The organism is Paenibacillus sp. Y412MC10 (assembly GCF_000024685.1).
In the GTDB taxonomy this organism is placed as follows: Bacteria; Bacillota; Bacilli; order Paenibacillales; family Paenibacillaceae; genus Paenibacillus_AQ; species Paenibacillus_AQ lautus_A.
The window spans coordinates 4750372-4765903 of record NC_013406.1; the positions used below are offsets into that span (position 1 = coordinate 4750372).

A 15532-nucleotide genomic window follows, 5' to 3' on the forward strand; every position below is an offset into this window, starting at 1 on the left:
TTAATCCAACCGAAGAATCATTTCGTACGTTTAAGCCAGCGATGCATAAATCCTTTGATTCCCTTTGGAGTTTCCGGCTCCGGGGCAGCAGGAACGGCCATGTAACGAAGCGCGATCCGTCTGATATCGCTGGAAGCGTTGCACCGTGGATAAGCTGCCGTAAACGGAACCTGCCGCTTGACGGACTGGACTACATGCGTATCATCGGCAATCGAGCCGAGCAGCTTGATGTCGATGTCCAGAAAACGCTGGGCCGTCAAAATAATTTTGCCCGCCGCCTCACGAGCCTCTTCCTCGTCCCCTGCACGGTTGACGATCAGGCTGAACGGAACCTTGCTTTCCGTGCCATGGACCACCTTGATTAACGCATAGGCATCCGTGATGGACGTCGGCTCCGGCGTCGTAACGACAAGGCATTGATCAGCGGACGTAATAAACTTCATGTTTTCCTTGGATAAGCCGGCCCCTGTATCGAAGATGATGTAATCCATCCCGGAAGCAATGCGCTCGATCTGGGAAATGAAATAATCCATCTCTTCCTCGGACAGGGACATCATGTCCGCCAAGCCCGAACCTCCGGCAATGTAAGGCAGCTTGTCCGGCCCATACTGAATCACTTCTTCTATGCTCTTCTCCCGGCGAATGAGATGATACAGACTGTACCGAGAGCTTACACCCATCAGAACGTCAATGTTTGCCATGCCGATATCGGCATCAAAGACCAGAACCCTTTTTCCCATCGATTGCAAAGTCAATGCAAAATTCAACGTGAAATTGGATTTCCCAACCCCGCCCTTGCCGCTGCTGACCGTTATGATCTTGGCGGTTCTTGCGGAGGTCGCCTTGGCGCTCTCCCCGGGCTGCTGGGCCGAAACCAACTGGCGAAGCGAGTGAGCTTGATCCGTCATGTACGACTCTCTCCCAGCAGCAGATGGCATAACCGTTCAGGGTCGGCCATCAACAGGTCATCGGGTACATTTTGACCATTGGTCATATAAGACAAGCGAAGGTTGTGGGCATCGATCAGATTAAACAGGGCGCCGTAGCTTCCGGTTTCATCCATCTTCGTGAAAATAACCTTATCCAGCTCGTATTTGCTGAAATGATCCGCGATTTCGATCATATCGCTGCTCTTGGATGTGAGGCTGAGAACAAGATAAGTTTCGCTTTGATCGGAATGGGAGAACAGGCTTTGAAGCTCGGAAACGAGCAGCTCATTCCGATAGTTCCGGCCGGCCGTATCCATTAATACCAAATCGCAGTCCTGGAGCTTCTGAAGGGCTCGCTGCATGTCACCGGGCGACTGCACGACCTCCATCGGCACATTGAGAATGGAAGCATAAGTGCGAAGCTGTTCAACGGCGGATATCCGATACGTATCGGACGTAATGAAGCCTACCTTGCGTTGATTACGGAACAGCTGCTCTGCAGCGATCTTCGCAATCGTGGTGGTTTTGCCGACCCCCGTTGGGCCAGCGACATATACGATCCGGGTCCCGGGCTGAACGCCGTCGCCGATACGCCCCTCAAGGAACGCCTCGGCCTGCTTGTAAATCACGTTCAGAAGCTCGGTCTCGCTCATCTGCATTTGGCTGGCTTTCCAGGCATCTTCCGCGGCCGCGAGCCACTCTTCCGCCAGCTTGGCCGATAGATCCTGCTTCAGCAATTGGTCCCGGATAACATGCAGCGGCTCGGGAAGATGCTGCGCCTCCAGATTCTGCCTGGATAATCGCGCGATCCATTCCTTCATTTCCTTAAGCTCTTCAAGGACTCTCTGTTCGGATTCGCTGATTCCCAGTCGTGAACTTAACGACTCCTCCTGTCCCCCGCGGGATGGTTTCTTTGCTTCAACAGAAGCAGCGGCTTCCGTTGAATCGCTGCGTTCCGCTGCCGGATCAACCTCTGCAGGCTGCTGCGTCTGGCTGACCCCGTCCTTTTGCCTGTCCACAACCTCCTCGGAAGCTGCCACCTGGCTAAGTAACTCGGCAAAGCGGCTATAGTCGGCCTCTTGCCGCGCATCCGCTGCGGCATCCGCGTTATTCACTGGAAGCGGGGAGGTTTTAGGGCCTTGCTTCGAAATTTCAGCCGTTCGCTGGTAGGCTTTGGGTACCGCCCCTGATGGAACAGAAGGCGTAACTTTGGGCTTGACCGGCGAAGAGCCCTTGGGCTTTTCCGCCTGCTCTACCGCCGCGATCACCTCTATTTTCTTGCGGGTGAACATCCCGAGGAACCCGCCTACTTTGGTTTCCTTCGTGCTCAGTATGACGGCATCCGCACCCAAATCCGTACGAATATGCTGCATCGCCTCAGGCATCGTGTCGACGATATACCTTTTCACTCTCATAAGTTCACCACTCCGACACTTTGAATTTCGACGTTAGGCTCCAGCTCGCTATAGGACAACACCGGGATATCCTGCATGCTTCGTTCAATGACCTGCCGCAGATACATTCTTATGGCCGGCGAGGTCAGCAGCACGGGCTGCTGTCCCATCTGAATAATCCGATTGACCTGCTCACTGAGCTTTTGAAACACGCTCTGCGTGGATGCCGGATCCATCGCGAGATAGCTTCCTTGGTCGCTCTGCTGAACGCTCTCGGCGATCTTCTTCTCCAGCTGCGGTCCGACCGTGATGACCCGCATCGCCTCTCCTTCTTGAGCGTATTGCTGTGTAATCTGCCGTGAGAGGGCTTGCCTTACATATTCGGTAAGGACATCAGGGTCCTTCGAATAATGCCCGTAGTCGGCAAGGGTCTCGAGAATCGTAACCATGTCCCGGATGGAGATCTTCTCGCGGAGGAGCTTGGCCAATACCTTTTGCACTTCCCCGATGGTCAGCACGGAAGGAATGAGCTCGTCCACAAGGACCGGATAGCTTTCTCGAATATTGTCGACCAATGCCTTGGTTTCCTGGCGTCCGATCAACTCATGGGCATGTCTCTTAATGAGTTCCGTCAGATGGGTAGCAACGACGGACGGTGGATCCACAACGGTATAACCGGCCAGATCCGCCCGTTCCTTCATGGCTTCGTCAATCCACAACGCAGGAAGCCCGAACGCCGGTTCCATCGTTTCGATCCCTGTTACGGAATCGTCCTCGTATCCCGGGCTCATGGCGAGATAGTGATTTAATAATAATTCACCGCCGCCGACAGCATTCCCTTTTATTTTTATGACATATTCGTTCGGTTTTAGTTGAATATTGTCGCGAATCCGGATGACCGGCACGACGAGTCCCAGTTCAAGCGCGCATTGTCTCCGAATCATAATGATACGGTCCAATAAGTCCCCGCCCTGCTGAGCGTCTGCCAGCGGTATCAACCCATATCCGAATTCGAATTCGATAGGATCGACCTGCAAGAGGTTGATCACGCTTTCCGGGCTTCGCACCTCTTCGATCTGCTGTTCCTCTTCCAGCTGCTCCACTTCCACCTGCTTGCGATCCAAATTGTTCTGCATCGTCCGTGCCGCGATAAATAGTACGAGTGCAATCGGTGCGGTCGTGATCAGATGAATCGGTGTGAAGATCCCCAGCAGCAGAACGGTTCCTGCAACAATGTACAGCAGATGAGGATATGAGAAGAGCTGACCGGTCAGATCCTCCGCCAGATTTCCTTCGGATGAAGCACGCGTAACAATCAAGCCCGCTGCCGTGGAAATCAAGAGCGCCGGAATCTGGCTGACCAATCCGTCTCCGATCGTCAGGATCGAGTAGGTGCTCATCGCATCTCCGAACGACATGCCGTGAATCGAGATCCCGATAATAAATCCGCCGATCAGGTTGATCAGCATGATGACGATCGTGGCGATGGCATCACCCTTGACGAATTTACTCGCACCATCCATGGCGCCGTAAAAGTCGGCTTCCCGCTCGATCTTGCTGCGGCGCTCCCTGGCTTGCTGCTCATTGATCAGACCCGCGTTCAGATCCGCATCGATGCTCATCTGCTTACCCGGCATCGCGTCGAGGGTAAATCTTGCCGCAACCTCGGCTACCCGTTCCGAGCCTTTGGTAATGACGATGAACTGTACGACGACGAGGATCAAGAAGACGATGAAGCCAACCGCAATTTCGCCGTTGGCAATCCATTTGCCGAACGTGGCAACAACTTCGCCCGCGTTAGCTTCCGAAAGGATCAGCTTCGTTGTCGATATGTTAAGCGCTACCCGAAAGAGTGTCGTGATGAGCAATAAGGAAGGAAAAATGGAGAAATCGAGCGCTTCCTTCGTATTCATGGCCACCAGCAAAATGATGAGCGCCAGCGAGATATTGATAATCAGAAGTACATCGAGCAGCCATATCGGGATCGGAAGAATCATCATGAGTACGATGCCAATGACACCCGCAAGGACAGATAGATCTTTTATTTTCACTGCACAGACGCCTCCGGTCCCTAGTTATTTCGCTTTACCTTTTAGTTTATATACATAGGCCAGCACTTCCGCTACGGCCTGGAACAGGTCTCCCGGAATCGAATCCCCGATTTCCGACCGTTGGTACAAAGCGCGTGCCAGCGGCTTGTTTTCCATCGTTATAATTCCGTGTTCCTTCGCGATTTCCTTAATCCGCAAGGCCATGAAATCTTGGCCTTTTGCAATGATTTGCGGAGCTTCCATCGTGGACCCGTCATATTTGATCGCCACTGCAAAGTGGGTCGGGTTCGTGATGATGACGTCGGCATTCGGAACTTCCTGCATCATCCGCTGAAGTGCCATCCGACGCTGGCGCTCCCTGATCTTTCCTTTGATCAGCGGATCGCCTTCCATTTTTTTGTACTCGTCTTTGATGTCCTGCTTGGACATCCGAATGTTTTTCTCGTAATCGTATTTCTGATACATGTAATCCAGAACGGCCAGAATAATCAGCCCGATGGCAATCTTAAAACCGAGCGACATGGTGATATCGGCCACGAAATGAAAGATGGTATCGGGTCCCATCGTCGATAAGGAGGATAAATCCTCCCTGGCAGCCCACAAGGTGCTGTACACGAGGTAACCGATAATGGTCAACTTGATGACCGATTTCAAAAACTCGACCAACGAACGCATCGAGAATATATTCTTGAACCCCTTGATGGGGTCGATTTTGCTGAACTTCATTTTCAGCGTCTCGCCGGTTAACATAAACCCGACCTGCAAATAATTAGCGACCAGCGCTATAACGAAAATCGAAATGAACAAAGGCGCGAGCAGAAGCAAGATTTGAACGCCATATTCCCCGAACAGCTCCATCACATTATCTTTCGTTACATTCATGGAGAGCCGATTAATGTATATATCGGTGAATAGTCGAACGGTGCGGTCCCTCATATAACCGCCAAAGATTAACAGGCAGAAGAAAGCCGCCAGCAAAACCGATGCACCCGATACCTCCATGCTCTTGGCAACTTGGCCCTTCTTACGCGTATCCTGGCGCTTCTTCGGTGTGGCTTTCTCCGTCTTTTCGCCAGCGAACAGCTGTAAGTCGACCGGATACCGGTATGACATCCGCTTCACCTCCATCCTCCTTAAGTCGGCTCGTCGCCAAGAACGCCGAGCAGCTCACGGAGCGCTTCAAACATTTTGGCAAACAGATGATCAAACAGGGACACCAGCATCGGCATGAGCAGCATCAGCAGCACGAGCCCAACGATGATTTTGATAATAATCCCGATGACAAACACGTTGAACTGCGGAGCCGTCCTTGCCAGAAAGCCAAGCCCGACATCGGTCAGGAACAGGGCTGCCACCAGCGGAGCCGCCATTTGAATCGCCAATACAAACGAGTGCGAGAATGTCCGAACGAGAAAGTCCGTTACGTTGCCCTCATGGATCTTCCCAAACACGTCACCCGTGATCGGGATCCAATCATAACTGTACATAATCGCATCAAACAAATAATGGTGACCATTCATGCTCAGGAACACCAGCAGAGCGAGATAATACTTGAAGTTCCCGATTAATGGGGTGGACGTCCCCGTAAACGGGTCGATGACATTCGCCATGCTGAAACCGATCTGAATATCAATTAATGCCCCGGCGGTTTGGACGACAGCCATGATGAGATAAGCAGTGAAACCTAGAAGCAGTCCCACCAGCACTTCCTGGACGATTAAGATGGCGTAAGACAGATCTTGCGGAACCACTTCCCCGAGCCCGAACGATAGATAGACGATCAGGGCGATAATGGCCGACAGGGCTATTTTGTAAGAAGAAGGTATACCGCGCGAAGCAAACACTGGCGATATTACAAAAAAAGATGTTATTCGACAAAAAATAAGCATGAAAACTGGTAAACTTTGCTGCAACCATTCCATGGACACTCAGCCTATCCGATATATTTGTAGAGATTGTCCAAAATACCGTGCGTAAAATCCACTAACGTCGTTAATATCCAAGGACCAAACAGCAGTAACGCTACAAGAACGATAATGATTTTGGGTACGAAAGCCAGCGTCTGTTCCTGGATTTGTGTTGTCGCTTGAAAAATACTGATGATTAGTCCCACAACCAGTGCGAGAACCAGCATCGGCGCGCTCACCTGGAGCACAATATAGACCGCTTGTCCTGCCAGACCGATAATAAATTCAGCGCTCACGGCTTAGTCCCCCTGTATTCGAATTGCTTGCCGCTTATTGCTACGGGTTAAAGCTCATCAGCATGGATTTCACTACCAGATACCAGCCGTCCACCAAAACAAAGAGCAGAATCTTGAATGGCAGCGAGATCATGACCGGCGGCAGCATCATCATCCCCATTGCCATCAGCACGCTGGCAACCACGATATCGATGACCAGAAACGGGATGAAGATCATAAAACCCATTTGGAAACCCGTCTTCAGCTCGCTAATGGCAAATGCCGGAACTAAAACCGTTAATGGAATGTCCTCGTAGGATTCGGGTTTCTCCGCGCCTGTGTAATTCATGAACAGCAGCAGGTCCTTTTCCCTTGTGTGCGCGAACATGAACTTCTTCATCGGGTCTTGAGCCTTATCCAGCGCTTCCGCTTGAGTGATCTCCCCTTTGAGGTAGGGCTGCAGCGCGACCTCGTTCATCGAGGACAACGTGGGAGCCATAACGAACAAGGTAAGGAACAGCGCCAGGCCGATCAACACTTGGTTTGGCGGTGTTTGCTGTGTTCCGAGCGAAGTACGGACAAAGCCGAGCACGATAACAATCCTTGTAAAACTTGTCATCAGCACCAGAATCGCCGGTGCAATACTAAGAATGGTGATCAGGAGTATCAAGGACAAAGAGCTTGTCCCCGGTGCATCTCCCTCATTGCCGATTTGAATATCAATGTTCGGAATCGGATCCGCGAATGCCGTATGGGAAAACAATAATCCAAACATGATGAAAATCGTGATAGCGTACGAGATCTTTTTATTCATGAATCCTTATGATCCTCCCGCAGCAATTCTTCGACCTTTTCTTTCCGGTTCGGTACGCTGCGCAGCTTGGATTCGAACACTTCATGGAAAGAAGATGTATCGTCCAACTCCATTTCTTCCGGTGGTTTGTCTTTACGGAGTTTTGCCGCCAGTTTCGTTATAAAAGGCGGCAGTGCCCCATTATGTATTCCAGAATCCTGTTCAAATGCAGCTTGGATAAGCGCAACTTCAGCCGGATCAGAAATTTTGTCCACCAACCGGACGTCTTCGCCAACTCCGATCACATAGATGCTGCCCCCAATTTCGACGAGCTGAAGGGATTTGTTAGGGCCCATACCAACCGCACCCAAAGTACGAATGGAGCGGCCCTGCATCCAGCTCTGATTCTTTCTGCCTAGAAAGCGAATCAGGAACACGATCAACGCAATGATGATGGCAAGTACGATAAAGACATAAAACAACTGTAAATAATACCCGGTAGTACTACTTGAGCCCAATCTGTCAGAAGCTGCCATCATCATAAGAAGAATCCTTATACGCCAAGCGTCTTGTTGATGGCTTCAATAACTCTGTCCGATTGGAACGGTTTAACGATGAAGTCTTTCGCTCCGGCTTGGATTGCGTCAATAACCATCGCTTGCTGACCCATGGCAGAGCACATAATTACTTTGGCATTGGCATCTACTTTTTTAATCTCTTTAAGCGCTGCGATACCATCCATTTCCGGCATCGTAATATCCATCGTAATCAGATCTGGACGAAGTTCCTTAAATTTCTCGATTGCTTGTGCACCGTCCTGTGCTTCCCCCACAACCTCGAATCCGTTCTTGACCAATATGTCACGGATCATCATTCTCATAAATGCAGCATCGTCCACGATCAGAATTCGGTTAGCCATTGATAAAAATCCTCCCTAAAATGTTTGTGCTATTGTAATTTTTGAATCCGGTCCCATTGGCTTACGATATCCGTCACACGCACACCAAAGTTCTCATCGATGACAACGACCTCGCCTTTGGCAATCAGTTTATGATTGACGAGGATGTCAACAGGCTCACCGGCCAGCTTGTCCAGCTCGATAATCGAACCTTGCGACATTTCCAGGATATCCTTAATTTGCTTTTGGGTCCTCCCTAATTCTACGGTGACTTTAAGGGGAATGTCCATCAGTAAGTTCAGATTGTTTTCATCCACCTGGGTGTAAGGTGCAGATTGCAGATTAGCGAACTGCACGGGCTGTACATTCACATTGCGATTCGGCATGCCGCCATACTGTTGCGGCTGTGTTTGGTAAGGCATCTGCGGCTGACCGTATGGCATGGATTGCTGCGGGATGGGCCCGCCATGTCCTGGCATAGGCTGACCGTAGCCTTGTCCATAATCGTAGCCTTGACCCATGTCTTGGGTTTGCGCCGGATTAACCGGTGCTTGTACCGACTCCTGGGCACTGGCCGGTGCTTCCACCGCCGGAGCAGCTTCCTGCTTCGCAGGCTGCGGTTCTTCTGTCCCGTTGATGAGCATGTGAACCATATCCTTGGAGAAATGGACGGGCAGCAACTGCATAATGGTTGAATCAATAAGTTCACCGATAATTAATCGGAAAGAAATCTTAATCAGCGTTTCATCCGGCGGCAGGTTGTTGACCCCTTCGCCGTTCGCCATGTTGAGAATGTCAATGCCTGGCGGCGATATATTGACAAACCGGTTGAAAATCGTCGACATGCTCGTTGCGGAAGACCCCATCATCTGGTTCATCGCTTCCTGAACGGCACTGATATGAATCTCATTGAGTTCCTCTTCCATGGGGTTGCCTTCCCCGCCTAACATGAGATCGGCAATGACCTGCGCGTCGCGTGTTTTAATGACCAGCGAGTTAATTCCTTCAAATCCGTCCACGTACTTAACATGTACCGCAACATGCGGCTTCGGAAATTCTTCCTCGAACTCGCTTCGCTTAATGATCGAAACTCTGGGGGTCGTGATATCCACTTTTTTGCCCAGCAAGGTGGACAGGGCGGTTGCAGCGCTGCCGAAGGTTATGTTACCGATCTCACCTAGCGCGTCCTGCTCCAGGGGTGTTAATACGTCATCGACAGTCGCCGCCGAAGGAATTGATGCTGGTGATGCCATTTCCGACTGTTTTAACAAAGCGTCGATTTCTTCCTGGGATAAATAATCTTTACTCGTCAAATTCTTCAGCTCCTTCGATGACAATTTCATCGATTTGTACAGCAACCCGGTCTTTTATCGTTCCGGGACTGCCAATAAACTTTAATTTGTCGCCGACCTTGATGGATAGTCCGTCATGCATCGGCTTGTTTAACGAAATAACGTCGCCGACGCTCAGTCCTAAGAACTCGGACACGGTAAGCTGCGAAACGCCCAGCTCGGCAACGATCGGAAGTTTGGCTTTGCTTACGCGCTGTTTAAGAGCATCCACTTCCTCCGGAACGCTCGCTTTTTTCTCCGAGATGAACCATTGATGCGCGGACAGCTTGGACATGATCGGCTCTAGCACCACATGCGGTATGCACAGGTTAATCATGCCCGTGGTATCGCCGATTTTTGTGCTAAGGGATATTAGCGCAATGGTTTCGTTCGGAGACACGATCTGCATAAATTGCGGATTCGTTTCCAAGGCTTCGAGGCGCGGGGATATATCCAGCACCGTTTTCCATGCCTCTTGGAGGCTATCGAACGCCCGGCTGAATATGCGCTCCATGATAATCGTTTCGATTTCGGTCATCGAGCTGATGGAAGACGGAGCAATGCCCGTACCTCCAAGCAATCGGTCCAGCATCGCGTAGGCAATGTTGGGATGGACCTCGAGCACCATCCGACCTACGAGCGGTTCGGCTTCAAATATATTAAGAACTGTCATTTTTGGTATGGAGCGAATAAATTCATCATACGGAAGCTGTTCAACCTGCACTACGTTGATTTGCACAAAAGTACGTAACTGCGCCGAGAAGTAGGTCGTCAAATAGCGTGCAAAGTTCTCGTGGATCCGAGTCAAGCTTCGGATATGATCCTTCGAAAAACGGAGGGCCCTCTTAAAATCGTAAGAACGGATTTTCTTTTGCGTTTCCTCTTTTTTCAGTTCTTCAGCATCCATTTCCCCTGAAGAGAGAGCGGCCAATAAGGCATCGATCTCATTCTGCGATAAAACATCAACCATCTACTCACCCCCTTACAGGTCGTCCGACGAACAGTCTAGATACCTACGATCATTACTTCTGTCATTTCGATTTGAATCAAGTGACCGGACGTTAACGACTTATTGATCAGGTTTTGCAGCTTGGCAATAAACTGTTCGCGCCCTTTGGAGTCATTCAGTAATTCGGGTTTCGTGTCGGCCAGCGTTTTGATAATAATCGGTTTGATCTTGATTTCCTTGATTTTATCGAATTCTTCCTTTGCTTTTTTATCGTTAAGCTGAAAAGCAAAGGCCATCTGGGCAACAAATTCAGGATCTGCCAGATTCGTCTTGATACCGGTTATTTCCGATGTCATCTTTACGATCTCGTCGGCCGACAACTTGGATAAAGCCGCGGCATTGGCCGAAGCCTGACTTTTCCCGTTATCGCCAAGCAGCTTGTCCGACAACAGGAAGATGGCCAGGACAATCAGCGTAATCGATAACAGGATCGTAATTAACCAGGGGAGCATCTTTTTCATGAAGGTTCCTCCAATTGCTGCACTTTAATGGTGGCTTGATGAATGCCTACCTCGTGGTGATACGCCTTAACGGAAGCGATGATTTCATTTGCACTTTCAAGCACAATCATCCGTTTTCCATTAATCAAAGTAATGTAGGTGTCAGGAGTCTCCTCAACCATTTCTATCAACAGCGCGTTAAGCCACAACTGCGAACCATTTAACCTCGTTACCGATATCATGGATAGCCTCCTTGTTTAATTAGGGAGGGGAGGGCCCCTCCCTATCCATCCTTATCGTTTCAGATTGACAACTTCTTGAAGCACTTCATCCGAAGTCGTGATAATCCGGGAGTTAGCTTGGAAGCCGCGCTGAGCGACGATCATTTCAGAAAATTCGCCTGTCAAGTCAACGTTGGACATTTCAAGTTGACCGGCAATAATCGCACCGGTTCCTTCTTCCGCGTTGTTCCCTTCAAACATGACGGCAGCCAGATCACCATCCGGAACTGCATTCAGGGTCACGCGATACATATTGCCTCCGATTTTTTCCAGGCCTTCCGGATTCGGAATTTTCGCAACGCCGATAATGGCTCCTTCTTCCGTCGTTCCGTCACTCATCTTCTGAATGATGGCGCCATTCTGCGCGATTGTGAAAGACGTAACCTCTTCGTCTAGCTGGATCGGATCACCCGCCGAATCGAGAACGAGCATACCGTCCGATGTGACCAAGTTACGCGCTACGTCGATATGAAAGTCGCCGGCACGAGTCAAGAAAGGCACTTCTTGATCCTCGCTGAGCTTCACCATGAAGAATCCGTCTCCGTCAATTCTCAGGTCCCTCGGATTATTGGTCATCATTGCGCTGCCTGGCGTATGCAAAGTATCAATCGAGCCGATGGATACGCCGAGACCGATCTGCTTCGCATTTACGCCACCGGATGGATCGTCGGTTCCCGGCGTAACGCCGGACATCGTTTGGCTGAGGATATCTTTAAACATAACTCGTCCCGCTTTAAACCCAACCGTATTTACGTTGGCAATGTTATTACCAATGACGTCAAGTTTGGTTTGGAAACCTCTCATTCCGGAAATGCCGGAATACATGGATCTTAACATCGATTTTCCTCCTTCTGTTATGGACCGCTTCTGTCGATCAGCGGCCGCCTGGCTTCCTCACGGGCCAGCCAGATTTATGAGATAATAACTGCACTATCGATTTGCGTGAACACATTGTCTTTCATCGCCTTGCCATCCATCGCCGTGACTACGGTCCGATTCGGAATATTCACGATAAGGGCCATGTCTTTCATCAGAATGAGCGATTCCTTGCTCCCCTTTGCTGCGGCTCTGTCCACCGCACTCTGGATCTGTTCCAGCTGATCACCCTTCAACTCAATGCCGCGCTGCTGTAGTCTCTTCGCCGCATGATTGCTAATTTTAAGGAGATTCTCATTTAAGAGCTCCTGGAACGTTCCGGGTGGAGGATGATGTTGAGCTTGCGCTGTTTTTCGCTCATTGTGAAGCGCTGCGGGATGTATTTTCCCGGGAAATAAATTCCCGATCATCATACGGTCACTCATGGCGAGGTTCCCCCAGGCTCTTCACCTTGTCCCCGGTCTCCGGTTTCAGGCTCTCCCGGATCCGGATTGCTTGCTTCAGGTTCGGAAGAAACGGGATCCGTTGCTCCTGGATCCTTCTCGGCCATAGCGTTCTCGATTTTCACGATCTGGTCAAGCGATACTTCATTTTCACCGACTTTTGCGTAATGGACGCCGTCGCGGACGATGATGGAATCAACAAGACCGCTTTTCATGACGGAATCCGAGCCATCCTCCGGCTTGAACATCCAGCTGATCTGTTTACCGATCAAACTTGAAGCAGCACCCAAAGACTGGCTCATTGCCGTCAATTGCGTATTGATATTCATCAACTGCTCCAGGGAAGTAAACTGGGCCATTTGGGCAATAAATTCCCGGTCCTGCATCGGCTGAAGCGGATCCTGATGCCGCAATTGCGTAATCAGAATGCTTAAGAACTGGTCCTTCCCAAGCTCTTGGCCGTTTCCGTTTTTAGTGCTGATGTTCCCTTTGGCATAATTGGGCCACATATTTTTCGTAGATACCGGATCTGTTGCCATCCAAGCTCACCTCCTCACTGTTAGGCTTTCGCGGTAAATGTTCCTGCTTGCAAGTTCTCATCGTCGGCTTGATGCTCGGCAATCCAATCGTTCAATTCTTCCGTCAAATTCGCGGCAAGAACGGCATCGTCGGAAGGCCTATCCTTCTCCTTCGAACGGTGCTGCGGCTGCTGCTGTCCTGATCCAGGCTGACGTCCATCCTGATAAAGATTGGCATTGGATGGCTGGCTGCTCTGCGTAACCTCAATTTTCTCGACTTGAAGTCCTTGGGCCAGCAATGCGCTTCGAAGCTGTGCCATTTGCTGGTCAATCAGCTCTTTAGCATCCGTCGACCGCGTCATGAACTGTGCGATCAACTGGCCGTTCTGCATCGTTAGCTTGATGTCTACTTGGCCCAGATGCTCCGGATTCAAGGAGATTCTCGCTTCGGTAAAACCGGTTTGCTTCACGATTTCGAGCTTATTAATAATGAAGGAAGTCATTTCGTTAGAGAAATTCTCGACAGGCACCGGCGGAGCTGCAGGTTTTACCGCTACTTGGGTTCCGGAACGCAGGGCCAGCTGACCGGCCGTAACCGTTCCTTGCTCCAATAGGGAATCCCCTTCATTTAAAGCGAATTCAGCTGCTGTGCCGTCAACCGGGGTACTTGTGGCCAGAGTAGACCATTTAGCGTTCGCTTGCCCCGTTGTCTCAGATGAAGCCGACTGTCCTGCAGTATTCGCTGCAATGTTAGGTTGTACCGCATCCGGCTGCTTTTGGCTTAGGATGTTGGCAAAACTGCCGCTTGCTTTATTTTCTCCAGTCCCCGTTCCTTGACCAAGCAAACTTTGGAAGGATTGGACAAGCTGTTTGACGGCTGCCTCCGTCTGGAGGTCCACCTGACCCGATTTGGACAGCATCGAAGCCAGCTGGCTGATCGTGTCCTGTACCGCAAACCGGATCGTATCCGGATGGGAAGCCAATGGGGACATGTCATTGCCGTTCGCGTTTCCTTGGGCGTGAGGAGCTGTTCCGCTTAACAGAAGGTTCGCTTGCGTCAGCCAGTTTTGCAGCTCTTGCAATAACGATGGATCCTCCTCTAAGGCCTGGTCCATGGTATCTAGCTCCTGCAGCAATCCTTGAAGCAGCTCCATCAAGCCTTCAAGCGATTCGTCGGTTTCCGCCGAATACTGCGCAAGCAGGGATTCCAGCTTGGCCGCGACTTCTGTTGAGGTTGTTGCAGCGCCGCTGCCGCTGCCGTTCATCTGGTAAGCCAGCGTCGCATCAAAGGAAACACCCGCTGTCGCTTGACCGGCTGCGCTGGTCTTTCCGCTTCCCGCGGTACTGCTGACGGAAGAAGACATACTGCTTTGTACCGTTATTGTCATCGTCTATTTCACCTCCTTTCCTGAGGATGGAGATTCATTTCAGAGCTTATTTAGAGCCCATCAGGCGATTCAATATTTTAGCTGCCAGCTCCGCGTCTTTCGAGGACATCGCATTTAAAATTCGCGAGCGCGTAGCATCGTCCACCGTATTTAGAATGGTCATCGTTTTCGCGGGGCTGATCTTGTACGTTTGCATCAGCAGGTCCGCGGCGTTGGCAGGCGTCATTCCGGCAAAAGTCTGATTCAGCTGGCTTTTATCCAGGTTCTCGGAGGTTTTCTTCTGCGCAGCCTCCGCGTCGTTCTTCTTCAGCCTGGATTGCAAAGCGGCAATGGCCAGATCTTCAGAGGTCTCCGCGTCTTTCAGCATCATGGTTGCATCCGCCGCCGTTTTCGGATCCATCTTCTGAAGGATGGCAACCCGGTTGCTGCTCTTCATTTGGCTCAGCATTAGCACCATTTCTTCCAGCGTCAGGTTCTGCATGATCGGTGCGGCTTTGCTGGGACTCATGTCCGCATAAAGCTTGGACAGCTCACGAATCTGCTTGGTGTACGCGTCTTCCTCTTCCGCCTCGCCGTCCGTGGATGTGCTTTGCATCGATTCTATTTGGGTTTCCAGCTCTTTCACCTTGTTTTCCTGCGTTGCTTTTTGCTCCGTTACTTCGTTTAACGTTTCTTCTTTCTCGGCAAGCTGCTTCTTAAGTTCCACAATCGTCGCTTCTGCGCTTTCTTCCTGCTGCTTCGCCTCTTTGAGCTTCTGCTCTTCCGGGGTCAACACCGGGTCAGGGACCCAGTTCTTAACGACCGGAATTTTATTGGCTACTTCGAGCAGCCCATCCCGGACATCGGCTCTGAAAAATACGGCGAGCGCTCCGAGCAGAACGATCGTGAATATAGCAGGTACCAAAATCAACAATATCCGTTCAAATCCACCGCCTGATTCTTCCTTATCAAGCGGCATGTCTTTTCGTGCCACACTCATTCCTCCCTCGCGGTCATACC

At 50.7% G+C, this 15532-nt stretch carries 18 protein-coding genes; all 18 read right to left on the reverse strand.

The annotated features are described in order from the left end of the window. Positions 1-17: 17 nt before the first annotated feature. Complete coding sequence (locus GYMC10_RS20595; RefSeq protein WP_015736316.1) at positions 18-908, reverse strand: MinD/ParA family protein; 891 nt, start codon at positions 906-908, stop codon at positions 18-20. Then, positions 905-2344, reverse strand: coding sequence for a flagellar biosynthesis protein FlhF (gene flhF, locus GYMC10_RS20600; protein ID WP_015736317.1), 1440 nt, complete (start codon positions 2342-2344; stop codon positions 905-907). The genes GYMC10_RS20595 and flhF overlap by 4 nt, the downstream gene beginning before the upstream one ends. Continuing rightward, a complete protein-coding gene (gene flhA, locus GYMC10_RS20605; protein ID WP_015736318.1) occupies positions 2341-4374 on the reverse strand; it encodes a flagellar biosynthesis protein FlhA in 2034 nt (677 codons plus the stop codon). The genes flhF and flhA overlap by 4 nt, the downstream gene beginning before the upstream one ends. A gap of 24 nt (positions 4375-4398) precedes the next feature. Continuing rightward, positions 4399-5487 (reverse strand): flagellar biosynthesis protein FlhB, encoded by a 1089-nt coding sequence (flhB, locus tag GYMC10_RS20610; protein WP_015736319.1) that lies wholly within the window; start codon positions 5485-5487, stop codon positions 4399-4401. Positions 5488-5507: 20 nt separating this feature from the next. Then, positions 5508-6296, reverse strand: a complete 789-nt coding sequence (gene fliR / locus GYMC10_RS20615) for a flagellar biosynthetic protein FliR (protein ID WP_015736320.1) — start codon at positions 6294-6296, stop codon at positions 5508-5510. An 11-nt stretch (positions 6297-6307) separates the two neighbouring features. Then, the gene (gene fliQ / locus GYMC10_RS20620) at positions 6308-6577 is read right to left on the reverse strand and encodes a flagellar biosynthesis protein FliQ (protein WP_009594725.1); all 270 of its coding nucleotides are present in this window, start codon (positions 6575-6577) and stop codon (positions 6308-6310) included. Between the two features lie 40 nt (positions 6578-6617). Then, positions 6618-7370 (reverse strand): flagellar type III secretion system pore protein FliP, encoded by a 753-nt coding sequence (gene fliP, locus GYMC10_RS20625; RefSeq protein WP_009594726.1) that lies wholly within the window; start codon positions 7368-7370, stop codon positions 6618-6620. Next, complete coding sequence (locus tag GYMC10_RS20630) at positions 7367-7891, reverse strand: flagellar biosynthetic protein FliO (RefSeq protein WP_015736321.1); 525 nt, start codon at positions 7889-7891, stop codon at positions 7367-7369. The genes fliP and GYMC10_RS20630 overlap by 4 nt, the downstream gene beginning before the upstream one ends. An 11-nt stretch (positions 7892-7902) precedes the next feature. After that, a complete protein-coding gene (locus GYMC10_RS20635) occupies positions 7903-8268 on the reverse strand; it encodes a response regulator (protein WP_006211317.1) in 366 nt (121 codons plus the stop codon). Between the two features lie 29 nt (positions 8269-8297). Further along, positions 8298-9560, reverse strand: coding sequence for a flagellar motor switch phosphatase FliY (fliY, locus tag GYMC10_RS20640; RefSeq protein WP_015736322.1), 1263 nt, complete (start codon positions 9558-9560; stop codon positions 8298-8300). Further along, positions 9550-10548, reverse strand: coding sequence for a flagellar motor switch protein FliM (fliM, locus tag GYMC10_RS20645; RefSeq protein WP_009594751.1), 999 nt, complete (start codon positions 10546-10548; stop codon positions 9550-9552). The genes fliY and fliM overlap by 11 nt, the downstream gene beginning before the upstream one ends. Positions 10549-10583: 35 nt before the next feature. Then, a complete protein-coding gene (locus GYMC10_RS20650) occupies positions 10584-11048 on the reverse strand; it encodes a flagellar basal body-associated FliL family protein (RefSeq protein ID WP_009594755.1) in 465 nt (154 codons plus the stop codon). Beyond that, positions 11045-11269 carry a flagellar FlbD family protein gene (locus tag GYMC10_RS20655; protein ID WP_009594749.1) on the reverse strand — a complete coding sequence of 75 codons (225 nt, stop codon included), beginning with the start codon at positions 11267-11269 and terminating at the stop codon, positions 11045-11047. The genes GYMC10_RS20650 and GYMC10_RS20655 overlap by 4 nt, the downstream gene beginning before the upstream one ends. A 51-nt stretch (positions 11270-11320) precedes the next feature. Next, complete coding sequence (gene flgG, locus GYMC10_RS20660) at positions 11321-12145, reverse strand: flagellar basal body rod protein FlgG (RefSeq protein WP_015736323.1); 825 nt, start codon at positions 12143-12145, stop codon at positions 11321-11323. 74 nt (positions 12146-12219) lie between these two features. Next, complete coding sequence (locus GYMC10_RS20665) at positions 12220-12609, reverse strand: TIGR02530 family flagellar biosynthesis protein (RefSeq protein WP_015736324.1); 390 nt, start codon at positions 12607-12609, stop codon at positions 12220-12222. Further along, a complete protein-coding gene (locus tag GYMC10_RS20670; RefSeq protein WP_015736325.1) occupies positions 12606-13166 on the reverse strand; it encodes a flagellar hook capping FlgD N-terminal domain-containing protein in 561 nt (186 codons plus the stop codon). The genes GYMC10_RS20665 and GYMC10_RS20670 overlap by 4 nt, the downstream gene beginning before the upstream one ends. 20 nt (positions 13167-13186) lie before the next feature. Beyond that, a complete protein-coding gene (locus tag GYMC10_RS20675) occupies positions 13187-14533 on the reverse strand; it encodes a flagellar hook-length control protein FliK (RefSeq protein WP_015736326.1) in 1347 nt (448 codons plus the stop codon). Between the two features lie 46 nt (positions 14534-14579). Next, positions 14580-15512 (reverse strand): hypothetical protein, encoded by a 933-nt coding sequence (locus GYMC10_RS20680; protein WP_015736327.1) that lies wholly within the window; start codon positions 15510-15512, stop codon positions 14580-14582. Positions 15513-15532 lie beyond the last annotated feature (20 nt).

Bases quoted from the DNA above. Each gene is read 5' to 3' on its own strand.
- flhF (WP_015736317.1), bottom strand. From the start codon at position 2,344: ATGAGAGTGAAAAGGTATATCGTCGACACGATGCCTGAGGCGATGCAG.
- fliR (WP_015736320.1), bottom strand. From the start codon at position 6,296: ATGGAATGGTTGCAGCAAAGTTTACCAGTTTTCATGCTTATTTTTTGT.
- flgG (WP_015736323.1), bottom strand. From the start codon at position 12,145: ATGTTAAGATCCATGTATTCCGGCATTTCCGGAATGAGAGGTTTCCAA.
- GYMC10_RS20630 (WP_015736321.1), bottom strand. From the start codon at position 7,891: ATGATGATGGCAGCTTCTGACAGATTGGGCTCAAGTAGTACTACCGGG.
- GYMC10_RS20655 (WP_009594749.1), bottom strand. From the start codon at position 11,269: ATGATATCGGTAACGAGGTTAAATGGTTCGCAGTTGTGGCTTAACGCG.
- GYMC10_RS20675 (WP_015736326.1), bottom strand. From the start codon at position 14,533: ATGACAATAACGGTACAAAGCAGTATGTCTTCTTCCGTCAGCAGTACC.
- flhB (WP_015736319.1), bottom strand. From the start codon at position 5,487: ATGTCATACCGGTATCCGGTCGACTTACAGCTGTTCGCTGGCGAAAAG.
- fliM (WP_009594751.1), bottom strand. From the start codon at position 10,548: ATGGTTGATGTTTTATCGCAGAATGAGATCGATGCCTTATTGGCCGCT.
- GYMC10_RS20635 (WP_006211317.1), bottom strand. From the start codon at position 8,268: ATGGCTAACCGAATTCTGATCGTGGACGATGCTGCATTTATGAGAATG.
- GYMC10_RS20595 (WP_015736316.1), bottom strand. From the start codon at position 908: ATGACGGATCAAGCTCACTCGCTTCGCCAGTTGGTTTCGGCCCAGCAG.
- GYMC10_RS20680 (WP_015736327.1), bottom strand. From the start codon at position 15,512: ATGAGTGTGGCACGAAAAGACATGCCGCTTGATAAGGAAGAATCAGGC.
- GYMC10_RS20670 (WP_015736325.1), bottom strand. From the start codon at position 13,166: ATGGCAACAGATCCGGTATCTACGAAAAATATGTGGCCCAATTATGCC.
- GYMC10_RS20665 (WP_015736324.1), bottom strand. From the start codon at position 12,609: ATGAGTGACCGTATGATGATCGGGAATTTATTTCCCGGGAAAATACAT.
- fliP (WP_009594726.1), bottom strand. From the start codon at position 7,370: ATGAATAAAAAGATCTCGTACGCTATCACGATTTTCATCATGTTTGGA.
- GYMC10_RS20650 (WP_009594755.1), bottom strand. From the start codon at position 11,048: ATGAAAAAGATGCTCCCCTGGTTAATTACGATCCTGTTATCGATTACG.